This window comes from Deltaproteobacteria bacterium, from assembly GCA_009929795.1.
Taxonomy (GTDB): domain Bacteria; phylum Desulfobacterota; class Desulfovibrionia; order Desulfovibrionales; family Desulfomicrobiaceae; genus RZZR01.
Genome location: RZZR01000024.1, coordinates 13,491 through 27,193 on the forward strand (window position 1 = coordinate 13,491; position 13,703 = coordinate 27,193).

Sequence of the window (13,703 nt, forward strand, 5' to 3'; positions counted from 1 at the left end):
GAAACAAAACGGCCCCGAACATCTTGCGCATCCAGGGCCGATCGACTCATGAAAACCCCTAAAACAACCAGCACCGACATCGGCCCTGGTCTGTAAATCTCATCTCTTGGCCAGACCCAGCCGGGAGGCCACGTTGGACGCCGCGGTCAAGGTGAAGGTTTCGGGATCGAGTGTATCCTTTTCCTTCGGGTCGATGACCAGACTGGGCGCGTTGGTCCGTCCGGTATCCGGCGTGATCTCATATTCGGCCGGAAACCCATTCTCCATATACTGATTCTGAAAGCCGATGAATTTCAGCATGTGGGCCGTTGCGTCGAGAATAGCGTGTTCGTCGCGCTCCAGAAGGCCAAGCTCACGGGCCCTGATGAGGCCTGCAAGACATTCCCCGCCCTGAGTGCAGGCGATGTGGCCGTGGGCGTTGGCCGTGAGCATGGCCTCCATGATAGCCTGTTCCTCCACCTGAACCACGTGGAAAAAATCCTCTCCGGCCAAGCGGACATAGCGGTCGACCAAAGCCCTGACCCTCGGAAACGATACAGGATTGCCGATCATGGCCGCCTGAGCCACGCTCGGACGGACCTGAACAGGGGCCCAGGCTCGGATTGCGGGATCTGCGTTGTAATATCTGAAGACCGGATCAGCATGGCTCGACTGGACGCCGAAAATCCGCGGAAGGCGGTCGATGATCCCCAAATCGGCGAGCTTGAGAAATCCGTTTAAAATGGCCGTGATGTTCCCCGCGTTGCCGATGGGAACAAAAATGGCCTGACCTCTCAAGTCCCATCTGTACCATTGGGCGATCTCGTAGGCGTAGCTCTCCTGCCCCAAAATGCGCCAGGCATTCTTCGAATTGAGCAGGGCCACCCGATACGAATCGGCCAGATGCTCGACCACCTTCATGCAGTCGTCAAAGACTCCAGGAACCTCAAGAACCATGGCCCCGTGCCCGAGAGGCTGGGCCATCTGCTGGGCTGTGACTTTACCCTGGGGCAGAATGACCACGGTCCTGATCGGTTCACCCACGTAGGACGCATAGAGGGCTGCGGCCGCCGAGGTGTCTCCAGTGGAAGCGCAAATGGCAATGACGTGATCCCACCCATGCTGTCTTATCAGATGCTTGAGATAGCTGAAAGCGCATGCCATGCCCCGATCCTTGAACGAGGCGCTCGGATTCTGGCCGTCGTTTTTGAAGGCCATGGGCTGGCCGATGAGATCTCGCAACTTTCGACTGGCCTCCACCACCGGGGTATGCCCTTCACCCAGATAGACGATATCCTCTTCCTCCAGAACCGGGGCCATCAGTTCATAGTACCTGAATACGCCTCTCAAGGCCGTTGTACGGGTGGCGCAACGGGCGTCGAAAAGATTTCTCCAGGCAGATCCTGTGGTTTCCTTCAGGGTTTTTCCGGACCTGTCGATCAGCAGCATGACGCCGCGGCAATCAGGGCAGGTGTACAAAAGCCTGTCTACGGGGAAGGACCGTCCGCACGACAGGCATTCGTACTCCATGGAACCTCGGTATTCGGGAAAAACATCGGCTCCGGACATGTATGACCTCCTCAGGCTCTCAATATATAGATGTCGGCCAGGGCGCCGGCCATAAAGACGATGGCTATGAACCCGTTGGCAGTGAAAAAAACAAGGTTCACACGAGAAAGGCTGTTTTCGTCAACCAGGAGGTGCTCACTCAGAAGAACTGCTGAAACGATCCCCCAGGTCAGAAAATAGATCCAGCCTGCACCGTACGCCCACCCGGCGAATCCGAAAAAAAGCGATGCTGTGACGTGAGAGAAACAAGCAAGAGCCAAAGCCGTTTTCAGGCCGAGATCCGCCGGCATGGAGTGCAGCCCCCTGGAGCGGTCGAATTCGACGTCCTGGGTGGCGTACAGAATATCGAACCCGGCGACCCAAAACAGAACTCCGAATGCGAGCATGGTGGACGGTAGAGTCAGGGTCGGATCGTGGGCCAACCATCCTGCAATGGGAGCCAAGCCGAGCACCGTACCAAGAAAAAAATGACAGAACGGGGTGAAACGCTTGGTATAGGAGTAAAAGGCCGACCAGAGGAGGGCATAAGGGGCCAGGGCCAAACACAACTGGTTCAAACCGGCGCAGGCCAGAATAAAGAGTCCGGCACAAATCAGAAGCAGAAACTTGGTCCCGGCAACCGAAAGTTCACCGGTCACCAGAGGCCGACCGCGCGTCCTCGGATTGTCACGGTCAAAAGGAAGGTCGACTAGTCGGTTAAACCCCATGGCAAACGACCGTACAGCCACCATGGCCAGAATCAGAAGGATCGTGGCTGCCCATCCCGGAGCGCCGTTGGAGGACCAGACCAAGCCGAGAATAGCAAAAGGCAGAGCAAAGACCGAGTGCTCGATCTTGACCATCCTGACGAAGATGCCCATGGCCTTGAAAAACTGTTTTGCCATTGAGCAGGACGGGCTCATTGTTCCTTGGCCACCACCCGAAGAAATCGCTTCTTCCCGACCTTACAGATATGTTCACCGGCCGTGACCACTGTTTCCGGGGCTTTGACCTTCTCTCCGTCCATTGACACCGCATTCTGCTTGATAAGTCTGCGGATTTCCCCTCTGGAGCAGCACAAGCCACTGGCATCCAGCACCTCGATCAAAGCCGTCCCGCAGACGGCCTCGACCACAGGCATATCCTCGGGATCCTGCTGCCGGCAGAAGACGCACTCGAAATACGTTTTGGCCTCCTGGCCCTGTTGGGGCCCGTGGAATCGGCTAACAATCTCCTGAGCCAAATCCTCCTTGATTTTCATCGGGTGGCATTGTCCTTCAGCCACGGATCGTCGAAGCTTTGCGAGCTCATCCAGACTTCTGTCCGACAGGAGTTCGAAATATCGCCACATGAGTTCATCGGAAATGGACATCATCTTTCCGAACATCTCGTTTGGAGGCTCATCGATCCCGATGTAGTTACCCAGTGACTTGCTCATCTTCTGCACCCCATCAAGGCCCTCAAGGATGGGCATGGTCAATACGACCTGGGGGGTTTGGCCGGCCTCTCGTTGTAAGGTCCGACCCATGAGCAGATTGAACTTCTGGTCCGTGCCGCCCAGTTCGACATCAGCATTCAGAGCGACCGAGTCGTACCCTTGGGCCAGAGGGTAGAGGAATTCATGGATGGCGATTGGCTGGTTTCCCTTGAAGCGCTTCTCGAAGTCGTCCCGTTCCAGCATCCGAGCCACCGTGTATTTTGAACAAAGTTCCACGAAATCGGCTGCGGTCAGTGTGTCCATCCACTCTGAGTTGAAACGGATTTCGGTTCGGTCCGGGTCGAGGATTTTGAAAATCTGACGCTTGTATGTCTCGGCGTTTTCCAAAACCTGTTCCCGCGACAATTTTTTCCTAGTCTCGGATTTGCCTGAGGGATCGCCGATCATCCCCGTGAAATCGCCGATCAAAAATATGGCCTGATGTCCGAGTTCCTGAAAATGCTTGAGCTTTTGAATCAGGACTGTGTGTCCGAGATGGAGATCCGGGGCCGTGGGGTCGAACCCGACCTTGACCCGCAACGGTCTGCCTGTTTCTAGTTTCTCGCGCAGTTCCTTTTCGTCGATGATCTCGACACTTCCTCGACGGATCTGCTCCAGTGCCGTGTCAATGTCTTTCATGCTCGTCTCCCGATGCCAACCCGACTGGATCATTTGGCGAAGCCAACAGCTCGACGTTCACGAATGACCGTAACCTTGATCTGCCCCGGGTATGTCAGATTTTCCTCGATCTTCTTGGATATGTCCTTGCATACCAAGAAAATCTTTTCGTCACTGATCCGCTCACAGTCGACCATCACCCGCAACTCCCTTCCGGCCTGAATGGCGTAGGCTCTGGCCACTCCCTCGAAGCCCGTTGCAATGTTCTCCAGATCTTCCAGCCGCTTCACGTAATTCTCCAGAAGTTCCTTTCTGGCCCCGGGCCTGGCACCAGACAGGCTGTCCGCCGCCTGGACCAAAACCGCAAGGACAGTGCTCGGAGCAACGTCCTCGTGATGTGCTGCAATGGCGTGGATGATCTCCTTGGACTCGCCGTATTTCTTGGCCAAATCTGCTCCGATCTGGGCATGCGGGCCCTCGACCTCGTGGTCCACGGCCTTGCCCAGGTCATGGAGGAGCCCGGCTCTTTTTGCCTTTTTGACGTCAATACCAAGTTCAGCGGCCATTATTCCGCAAAGAAAGGCCACTTCCAGTGAGTGCTGAAGGACATTTTGTGAGAAGCTGGTCCTGTATCGCAAATGACCGAGCAATCGTACGATTTCCGGATGGATGCCGTGGACTCCGACATCGAAGGTTGCCTGCTCTCCGATTTCCCGAAGCTTGATGTCCATCTCCTTCTCAACCTTGCGGACGATGTCCTCAATTCTGGCTGGATGGATTCGTCCATCGCTAATTAGGCGCTCCAGAGCTTGCTTGGCAACTTCTCTTCTAAGGGGGCTATAGGCTGAAAGAATGACCGTTTCAGGAGTGTCGTCGATAATCAGATCCACCCCGGTTGCCGCCTCGAGCGCCCTAATATTCCGACCTTCGCGACCGATGATCCGGCCTTTCATGTCTTCGCTTGGGAGCTGAACGGCCGTCACCGTGTGCTCGGACACATAATCGCCCGTGTAACGCTGTATCGCCGTGGCCAAAATTTCCTTGGCCTTCCGAGAAGCCGACTCTTGGGCCTCCATCTCGATGACCCGAATCATCTTTGCCGCCTCATGCCGGGTCCTGCTCTCAACCTCCTCAAACAATCTGACCTTGGCCTCCTCGGCCGTCAAACCTGAAATCTCCTCCAGTCGGGCCTGATGCTGATCCGCCAAAAGCTTGACACCTTCTTCGCGTTCACCAAGGTCCCGCTCCTTTTGGGCCAAGGACTTCTCAACATGAACCAGCTCACTCTCCCTTGTGGTCACCTCCTCTCGTTTCCGCTCGACCCGCTCCTCTTTTTCAAGCAGTCTTTCCTCCTGCTTCTTGATATTTTTTTCCCGGTCCTTGAATTCGCGATCCAATTCCTGCTTCTGGCGAAAAATATCGTCCTGGGCCTGCAGAAGCATTTCCTTTTTGTGTGCCTGAGACTCCTTCCGAGACTCTTCAAGAATTCGTTCTGCCAAGCGTTTGGCGTTGCCGTACTCCTTGTCCAGAATATACTTTCTGGCCATGAATCCGCCAAGAGCACCAACAACTAGAGAAAGCAACGATGAAATGATAATTGTGCCCAACATATTCCCCCACCCTGTATGTTATGCCCTGAGGGCTTTATGCACAAAGGCACGGCTTCTCGAGCCATGGCCTTCGTGTGAATGGCAACGGTGCTGCGACTCTGGAAATCAGGTCAAGCGGATGGGACGGTGAGGCAAGACGTAGGCGATCAGATGCAAGAGAGGAAGGGCACCAAGGTCCTTCGATGGGCGATGACAAAGGAGTGATCCCGGAGAGCCGTGTCGTGAGTCATATTGAACCTCGTATGTACAACTGAGGGCTGCTGCCGAACGTCAGGCGCCCCGGCATGCCGTGCGCACACGATCCGGCTGGAAGCGACCCTCCAATACTCGGTGTTGGCTCAATAACGACGATCACGATCACGAACTCCCCAGGAGATTCACGATATTCCGTTGTTGTCCATTCTATGTAAAAGTCCTTCGATTCTCGAATCGGTCGATTTGACTTTATCTGTCACTTGCAAAAGATCATCGGCCAATCCTAGAGCGAGGAATATCAACAATTTCTCTTTGCTGATGCTTCTGCCACGTTCGCTCAACGTACCATAGCGCTCTTCCAGAAGCGCCACAGCCTTTTCTATCCGATCCGAACTTGCGTCCGTCCTGAAGGATAGCTGTACCCCCAAGATTTCAAACGCATAATTCGACATATCACGAGTCGAGGTCCACGTCCTGAATCTTTTTCAGCAGATCCTCGACTTTTGTCCTCACCTGGGTTTTGGCCTCGCGCTCATGCTCAAGTTCTTCCTTGAGGCTGAGAATCTCGTACTCAAGAGACTCCTTCTTCTGCATCAAGGCGTCGAGCTTTTGGGCCAGTTGATTGAGTATATCCATGTTTTCTTGCATAAGGGTATCCATTCCGTTCAATCCGGTAACCGTCAAGACTCAAGGCATCCTCATTCTGCCGGAGACTCAACAGAGCGAATGAATGAGGAATGTTCAAGATTGTTTTCGACGAATATTCTTCTGTTGGGACCGAGCTATGGCCAAACTATCATCCGGAACATCCTTGGTTATGGTAGAACCAGCACCCACCAGAGCCTTGCTGCCTACGACAACAGGCGCGACAAGTGCCGTGTTGCTGCCAATAAAGGCCCCATCATCAATGCGGGTCTGGTGCTTACGCCGTCCATCGTAATTGCAGGTGATCGTTCCGGCTCCAATGTTCACATCGTCACCAATTACGGAGTCCCCCAAATACGCCAAGTGCCCAGCTTTGCTGTTGCGACCGAGTTTCGTGTTTTTGACTTCCACGAAATTCCCTACCCTCGAATCGGTGCCGATGTCAGTCCCCGGACGAAGACGAGAATACGGACCTATCACCGAGCCAACATCGACGCTTGATTTTTCTATATGTGTAAAAGGCCTGATTTGGCAAGCCCTGAGGACAGCGTCCTGAATGTGACAGTAGGCATCGATTATAGATCCCGACGTGATCCTGCTCTCTCCAAAAATGTGGCATGGTCCGCAAATAGAACAGCCACTCTCGATCATCACTCTCGGGCCTATCCAAACCTGTCTGGGATTGTGGATCACTACACCCCGGCCCATCCAATCCGAAACGATTTCTTTTCGGGCCGTCTCTTCCACCTCGGCCAACTCGATCGGTGTGTTGACACCTGCCAAGGCCTCACTGTCCATGCTTGTCACAGAGTTTACCGACAAGCCAGCCTGATCAGCCAGGCCGACCAAATCGGTAATATAATACTCCTTCTGCATGTTTTCATTGGACAATCCCCCGAGGACGTTTCCGACGGAGCCCAATCTGAGCATGTATATTCCGACGTTCACTTCATTCACAGTTTTCGAGCCATCTTCCACCCGCACGTCCTTGGCCTCGACGATTCGCTTAATCCGTCCCGAAATATCACGAAAAACTCTTCCGTACGGGCCTGGATCTTCGAGCCGAGTGGTCGCGATGGTCAGATCGCTCATTTTCCCAATATGCTCGGACACGATGTCAGCCACGATGCTTTTCGGAACGCAAGGCACGTCACCGTTCAGAATAATCACGTGTTCGATGCCACTTTCGATAAGTCGCGGCCAGGCCACTTGGAGGGCATGCCCTGTGCCGAGTTGCTTTTCTTGAAAGACAAACCGTGAAGATCTGGCTTGAAAGGAAGACTTTACCTGATCTGCTCCGAATCCGACGACTGTCCAGATTCGGTCTCCGACAAACCCCTCCAATGCTCGATAGACATACCAGAGCAGGGGTTCTCCAATCATTGTCTGCAGCACTTTTGGTTTTGGGGAATGCATCCTTGTGCCTTTACCTGCAGCCAGAACCAGTGCCCCCACCCGTTGCATTATGTCTTGAGACATCTTCATGTTCTCCGATACGGTTCGTTGAGAGGCAGTCACTATCCAAATTTCAGGATGGAATGCACACTGACTCGCCACGATCCCGGCATTGAATTCAACAAAAAAGAGGCAGGCCCGTTTGGACCTGCCTCCATGAAGCGCATCGCACAGGACGAAGCCCTAGCGGAGGGTTCCTTCCGACTGGGCGCACTCGCGGCATTTCAGCCGTTGCATAGCCCTGGCCAATGTAGCCTGGGCACGGGCATTGTCTATCTTTTCCTGCTGCTGCCGTAAACGCTGCTCGGCCCTTTCCTTGGCTTTTCGAGCGCGTTCCACATCAATTTCTTCGGCTTTTTCGGCCACTTCAGCCAGTACGGACACCTTGGTCGGTGTGACCTCGGCAAAGCCCCCGGAAACGAATACATAGTATTTTTTTCCGTTGATCTTGTAGTACAGGCTGCCGATGCCAAGGGCCGAAAGAAAGGGAATATGGTGAGGCAGCACTCCGAACTCGCCGTTCACTCCAGGAGCGCCAACATATTCGACGTGCTCGTCCAACAGTTTTCGATCCGGAGTGACGATTTCGAGGTGAATGCTGTTAGCCATGTCGTTCCTATCTCCCGGTTGTTTTATTTCTTGGCGTTTTCTACGGCCTCGTTGATGTCGCCGACCATATAGAAGGCACCTTCGGGAAGATCATCGTATTTGCCGTCGATGATGGCCTTAAAGCCTTTGATCGTGTCTTCCAACTTGACGTAGCGTCCTTCCTTGCCCGTAAACTGAGCAGCGACGAAGAAGGGCTGGGAAAGAAATCTCTGAATTTTCCGAGCCCTGTTGACGGTCAGCTTGTCTTCGTCGGAAAGCTCGTCCATGCCAAGAATGGCAATGATATCCTGAAGATCCTTGTACTTCTGAAGAATCTGCTGAACCTGTCTGGCCACCGAATAATGCTCAGCGCCAAGAACATTGGGGTCCAGAATTCGAGAAGTTGAGTCCAACGGATCCACTGCCGGATAGATACCAAGCTCAGCAATCTGGCGCGAAAGAACCAAGGTTCCGTCCAGATGCGAGAAGGTCGTGGCTGGAGCCGGGTCGGTCAGGTCGTCGGCGGGAACGTAGACGGCCTGAACCGAAGTGATCGAACCCTTGTTCGTGGAGGTGATCCGCTCCTGCAGCTCACCAAGGTCCGTGCCCAAGGTTGGCTGGTAACCCACGGCCGACGGCATGCGTCCCAAAAGGGCCGAAACCTCTGAACCAGCCTGGGTGAAACGGAAGATGTTATCGACAAAAAGGAGTACGTCCTGATTTTCCTCGTCGCGAAAGTACTCAGCGCAGGTCAAACCGGTCAAAGCAACTCGGGCACGGGCTCCCGGAGGTTCGTTCATCTGACCGTAGACCAAAACGGCCTTATCGATAACGCCCGCTTCGATCATCTCGTGATACAGGTCGTTTCCTTCACGAGTCCGCTCACCAACGCCAGCGAAGACCGAGATGCCACCGTGCTGCTTGGCAATGTTGTTGATCATCTCCATGAGGATGACTGTCTTGCCGACACCGGCACCGCCGAAGAGCCCCATCTTTCCACCTTTCGGGAAGGGAACGAGAAGATCGATGACCTTGACACCGGTCTCGAGCAATTCGATCGAGGTGCTCTGCTCCGTGAACGCCGGGGCAGGACGGTGAATGGGAAGATATTTCTTGGCATTGATCGGCCCCTTGTTGTCAACCGGACGACCGACAACATTGATGATCCGACCAAGAGAGGCCGCTCCAACCGGCGCGGCGATGCCGGTTCCCGTGTCCTTTCCGATCATACCGCGGACCAAGCCGTCAGTAGCATCCATGGCAATGCATCGAACGACGTTGTTTCCAAGATGTTGGGCGACCTCGACAACGAGGTTGTCAGGCTGGTCGTCAATGGCTGGGTTGGTGATCAGAATGGCGTTCAAAATGTTGGGCAGGTTGCCCTCGGCGAATTCCAAGTCGACAACAGGACCGATGACCTGAACGACTTTCCCTGTATTTTCTTTGCTCATCGAAATGTGCCCCCTTTATCCTTTTTTCAGTGCTTCCGCACCGCCGACGATATCCATGAGTTCTCTGGTGATGGTGGCCTGACGGGCCTTGTTGTAGACAAGTGTCAACTTGTTTACCAGATCGTCACAGTTCTTGGTTGCGTTATCCATGGAACTCATCCGGGCAGCGTGCTCGCTGGCCGAAGTGTCCAGCAATCCTCTGTAGACCTGAACCTTGACGTAGCGAGGCAGCAGCTCGGCCAACAGTCCCTCAACCGAGGGCTCGAAAATGTACTCGCTCGACGAATCGCCCTCTTCCTCCTCGGCCGGAGCAACGGGGAGAATCTGGGCAGATTCAGGCACCTGTTTGGCCATACTCACGAAACTGCCAAAAACGATGTGGACCTCATCGAACTCGGCGGCCAGATACTTCTCGATTAGTTCCGTGCCAATTTGATTGGCCAGGAAAAAATCGAAATTATTCATGGCGTCGTTCTTAGCCGTTACAATTTCATACCCTCGTTTGCGAAAAAAGGCGTTCCCCTTTTTCCCTATGCAGATCATTTTGACAGTCTTTCCCTCAGCGGCCTTGGCATCAGCCAACTTCCTGGCCTTGGTGCACAGGTTGGTATTGAAGCTACCGCACAGACCCTTGTCCGAGGTGACGAGAATGATCCCAACATTTACGATTTCTTCCCGTCGTTCGAGCAGAGGATGGACGCTGGCGTCCACCCTGGCCGTCAAATCGGAAAGAGTCTCGTAATATTTTTCTGCATAGGGACGGAAGCGCTCGATACGAAGCTGCGCGCTGCGCAGCTTGGCGGAGGCCACCATGTTCATGGCCTTGGTGATCTGCTTGGTCTTTTTGACCGCGCCGATCTTACGCTGAATGTCCCTCAGTGATGCCATTGACTACTCCTTGGTTAGGCCTTGAAACTCTTTGCAAATTCATCGATGGCCGAGCCGATCTTCTTGCTAAGCTCGTCGTCGATATCTTTCTTCTCTTTGATTGCTTTTAGAATATCGGCCTTCTGATTGCGGAAAAAGTCAAGCATCTCCTCTTCGAACTTCCGGACGGCATCAACAGGAAGCTTGTCCATGTATCCGCGGGTACCTGCGAAGAGCGAAACGACCTGCTCCTGGACAGGCAGCGGCCGATACTGGGGCTGCTTGAGCAATTCGACCAGGCGTTCACCTCGTGTCAGACGCTGCTGGGTGGCCTTGTCGAGATCGGACCCGAACTGGGCGAAGGCGGCAAGTTCTCGGTACTGAGCCAGATCGAGTCGGAGAGTACCGGCCACTTTTTTCATGGCCTTGACCTGGGCGGCGCCGCCGACCCGGGAAACCGAGAGACCAACGTTGATGGCAGGGCGAATACCGGCGTTGAACAGGTTGGGTTCAAGGTAAACCTGACCATCGGTGATTGAGATAACGTTTGTTGGGATGTACGCCGAAACGTCACCGGCCTGGGTTTCGATGATCGGCAGGGCTGTCAGGGATCCGGCACCGAGATCGTCACTCACCTTGGCTGCACGTTCCAACAAACGGGAATGGAGATAAAAGACGTCGCCCGGGAACGCCTCACGTCCCGGAGGACGCCGAAGCAGCAGGGACATCTGGCGGTAGGCGACAGCCTGCTTGGAAAGGTCGTCGTAGATGATTAAAGCATGCTTGCCGTTGTCGCGGTAGTGCTCGGCCATTGTACATCCGGCATAAGGGGCGATGAACTGCAGGGAAGCGGGCTCGGATGCCGTGGCCGAAATAACCGTTGTGTACTCCATGGCCCCGTGCTTCTCGAGGACGTCGACAACCTGGGCTACTGTGGCTCGTTTTTGGCCGATGGCGACATAGAAACAGTACACGTCAGTCTCTTTCTGAGCCAGGATGGCGTCGATGCCGATGGCTGTCTTGCCGACCTGGCGGTCACCAATGATCAGTTCGCGCTGGCCGCGGCCGATAGGAGTCATGGCGTCTACGGCCTTGAGCCCGGTGTTCATGGGCTCATGGACAGACTTTCTGGCGACGATGCCGGGGGCCTTGATCTCGACGAGACGGGTTTCCTTGCTGACGATTGGCCCCTTGCCATCAATGGGGTTCCCCAGAGGGTCGATAACACGGCCGGTGACTGCATCTCCCACGGGAACCTGAAAGATGCGCCCGGTTCGCTTGACTTCGTCTCCCTCTTTGATGTGCGTATCCTCGCCAAGAAGGGCCACGCCGACACTGTCCGCTTCGAGGTTGAGGACCAAGCCCATGATCCCACCCGGGAACTCAAGGAGCTCCATGGCCATGGCGTTCTCGACCCCGTAAACCCGGGCGATGCCGTCACCGACGGACAGGACCACGCCGGTCTCACTCATCTCAACCTTTTTCTCGTAGTTCTTGATCTGGCCTTCGATGATCTGGCTGATCTCTTCTGCTTTGATTTGCATAGCCTCTACTCACCCCTCTTGATGGTTTCTCTCAAAATTTCCAGCTGGGCCTTGATACTTGCGTCCAGCACCTTGTCTCCCACCTTGAGCTTCAGGCCGCCCAGAATGGCCGGGTCAACACTGTACTCCAAGACGACTTGACTGCCTGATTGCTTTTCAAGTTGGTCCTTGACCTGCTTCTGCAGGGCATCGTTCAAGGATATGGCCGTGATGATCTCACCGCGGACAATTCCCTGGGCCACATCCAGGAGCTTCGCGTACACAAACGCGATATCCGGCAATACGGCCAGCCGCCCCTTTTCCGCCAGTAGAAAACAAAAATTGGCGACCATCTTGTCGACCTTGACCTTGTCCAGAATCTTCTTGACGATGGCCTTTTTGTCCGAGGCGGTGAAAACAGGATTTCGAAAAATCTTCACCAGCTCGGGAGCCCCATCAAGCACCTCAGCCAATGCGCTCAAGTTGTCGCCGTAGGTCTTGACGACTTCACCGCCCTTGGCCTGCCCCAAGGAAAACAGGGCGTGGGCGTAACGGCGCGCTACGATGTTTCCATTCAATTGAGCACCACCCTTGTTAGATAGTCGTTGACCAATTTTTCCTGCTCCTTCACGTTACCGAGCTTGGCGGCGATCATCTTCTCGGCGGCTTCGACGATTTGATCGGACAGTTCGGACTTGACGGCCTCAATGGCCAACCTTGCTTCCTGTGCAGCGGAATTCTCGGCCTGGACCAGTATCTGCTTAGCCATGCCCTCAGCCTTCTCAACGATGGCCGCTTTCATAGCCTCGCCCTGCTCCCGGGCCTCTTGGAGAATCTGGGCCCGTTCCTTTTCAAGGTTGGCGATGCTGGTCTCGACTTGACGCAGCTTGCTTTCGGCCTCGGTGCGGCGGCTGTCCAAATCTTTCAAATCAGCCTCAATCTGATACCTGCGCCCAGAAAAAAATTCTCCTATGCGCTTTCCGACCAGCTTCCAAATGATGCCCACCACCAAAACAAAGTTCAGGAACCTCCAGAACAGATTCCAGAGTTTGGACGAGCCACCGTCTTCCCCCCCGCCGGCGGCAAAGACCACTCCAGCGAACAAAAAAAACAGGGCCGACAGCCCGAAAATCTTCAAGCTCTTTTTCAAATCTCGCCCTCCTTAGTTTTTCGGCCCTAGGCCTTGCTCAGAATCTTGTTTGCGGCCAAGCCTGCAAACTTCTCAACTTCCTTGTTCAGGGCGGCAAGAGCATCCTTGCGCTCGGCCTTGATCGTTTCCCTGGCCTTGCCCACGACCTTGGCCGCCTCTTTCGTGGCCGACTCGAGAACGGCTTTTTCTCCTTCGTATCCTTGCGCCTTGTGTTGGACACGAACGTCTTGACCTTCTTTTCGGGCCTGCTCCAAGGCCTGCTCATAACTCGAAAGCTTCCCCGAAGCCGACGAATTGAATCCCTCAATCTCCTGCAGCCTGGAGTCCATTTGCTCGGCCCGACGCTTGAGGATGCCTCGAATGGGGCGATACAGGATGAGATTGAGCACGGCCAGAGTGATCAAAAAATTCACCAGCTGAACGAAAAACGTAATGTTAAACTCTATCATGCATCCCCCTTTCCGGTTTGTGAATTTTGGTTCAAAGTCAAGGCGGCTTATCCGATTTCACCTGATCTGTCAAAGAATTTTTCCCGAAACAGGTACCGTCACCAATCTTGCCCGCTACCCTGCCCCGTGCATGTGTGCGTACGAGATG

Annotated in this window: 14 protein-coding genes and 1 other RNA gene; all 15 read right to left on the reverse strand. The window is 54.4% G+C overall.

The window, feature by feature from the left end; all coding sequences use genetic code 11:
• Positions 1 to 99: 99 nt before the first annotated feature.
• On the reverse strand, positions 100 to 1,548 hold the full coding sequence (gene thrC, locus EOM25_04460) for a threonine synthase (protein NCC24445.1): 1,449 nt from the start codon (positions 1,546 to 1,548) through the stop codon (positions 100 to 102).
• A gap of 11 nt (positions 1,549 to 1,559) precedes the next feature.
• On the reverse strand, positions 1,560 to 2,432 hold the full coding sequence (locus tag EOM25_04465; protein NCC24446.1) for a 4-hydroxybenzoate octaprenyltransferase: 873 nt from the start codon (positions 2,430 to 2,432) through the stop codon (positions 1,560 to 1,562).
• 14 nt (positions 2,433 to 2,446) lie between these two features.
• Positions 2,447 to 3,643 carry a tyrosine--tRNA ligase gene (locus EOM25_04470; protein NCC24447.1) on the reverse strand — a complete coding sequence of 399 codons (1,197 nt, stop codon included), beginning with the start codon at positions 3,641 to 3,643 and terminating at the stop codon, positions 2,447 to 2,449.
• Positions 3,644 to 3,672: 29 nt separating this feature from the next.
• Positions 3,673 to 5,232, reverse strand: coding sequence for a ribonuclease Y (gene rny, locus EOM25_04475; GenBank protein ID NCC24448.1), 1,560 nt, complete (start codon positions 5,230 to 5,232; stop codon positions 3,673 to 3,675).
• A 199-nt stretch (positions 5,233 to 5,431) separates the two neighbouring features.
• Positions 5,432 to 5,610, reverse strand: a non-coding RNA gene (ssrS, locus tag EOM25_04480) — 6S RNA.
• Entirely contained in the window at positions 5,610 to 5,879 is a 270-nt protein-coding gene (gene zapA, locus EOM25_04485) for a cell division protein ZapA (GenBank protein NCC24449.1), read from the reverse strand. Before zapA ends, ssrS begins: the two co-directional genes overlap by 1 nt.
• Position 5,880: 1 nt before the next feature.
• Positions 5,881 to 6,063, reverse strand: a complete 183-nt coding sequence (locus tag EOM25_04490) for a hypothetical protein (protein NCC24450.1) — start codon at positions 6,061 to 6,063, stop codon at positions 5,881 to 5,883.
• Between the two features lie 105 nt (positions 6,064 to 6,168).
• Positions 6,169 to 7,536, reverse strand: coding sequence for a UDP-N-acetylglucosamine diphosphorylase/glucosamine-1-phosphate N-acetyltransferase (glmU, locus tag EOM25_04495; protein NCC24451.1), 1,368 nt, complete (start codon positions 7,534 to 7,536; stop codon positions 6,169 to 6,171).
• A gap of 174 nt (positions 7,537 to 7,710) precedes the next feature.
• Positions 7,711 to 8,136 (reverse strand): F0F1 ATP synthase subunit epsilon, encoded by a 426-nt coding sequence (locus tag EOM25_04500; protein ID NCC24452.1) that lies wholly within the window; start codon positions 8,134 to 8,136, stop codon positions 7,711 to 7,713.
• Between the two features lie 23 nt (positions 8,137 to 8,159).
• The gene (gene atpD, locus EOM25_04505) at positions 8,160 to 9,566 is read right to left on the reverse strand and encodes a F0F1 ATP synthase subunit beta (GenBank protein NCC24453.1); all 1,407 of its coding nucleotides are present in this window, start codon (positions 9,564 to 9,566) and stop codon (positions 8,160 to 8,162) included.
• 15 nt (positions 9,567 to 9,581) lie between these two features.
• Positions 9,582 to 10,454, reverse strand: coding sequence for a F0F1 ATP synthase subunit gamma (locus tag EOM25_04510; protein NCC24454.1), 873 nt, complete (start codon positions 10,452 to 10,454; stop codon positions 9,582 to 9,584).
• Positions 10,455 to 10,468: 14 nt separating this feature from the next.
• Positions 10,469 to 11,977, reverse strand: a complete 1,509-nt coding sequence (locus EOM25_04515; protein ID NCC24455.1) for a F0F1 ATP synthase subunit alpha — start codon at positions 11,975 to 11,977, stop codon at positions 10,469 to 10,471.
• Positions 11,978 to 11,982: 5 nt separating this feature from the next.
• Complete coding sequence (locus EOM25_04520; protein NCC24456.1) at positions 11,983 to 12,534, reverse strand: F0F1 ATP synthase subunit delta; 552 nt, start codon at positions 12,532 to 12,534, stop codon at positions 11,983 to 11,985.
• Positions 12,531 to 13,088, reverse strand: a complete 558-nt coding sequence (locus tag EOM25_04525; protein NCC24457.1) for a F0F1 ATP synthase subunit B — start codon at positions 13,086 to 13,088, stop codon at positions 12,531 to 12,533. Before EOM25_04525 ends, EOM25_04520 begins: the two co-directional genes overlap by 4 nt.
• A 44-nt stretch (positions 13,089 to 13,132) precedes the next feature.
• Positions 13,133 to 13,555: a hypothetical protein gene (locus tag EOM25_04530; GenBank protein NCC24458.1), complete on the reverse strand. Its 423-nt coding sequence runs from the start codon at positions 13,553 to 13,555 to the stop codon at positions 13,133 to 13,135.
• Between the last annotated feature and the right edge of the window lie 148 nt (positions 13,556 to 13,703).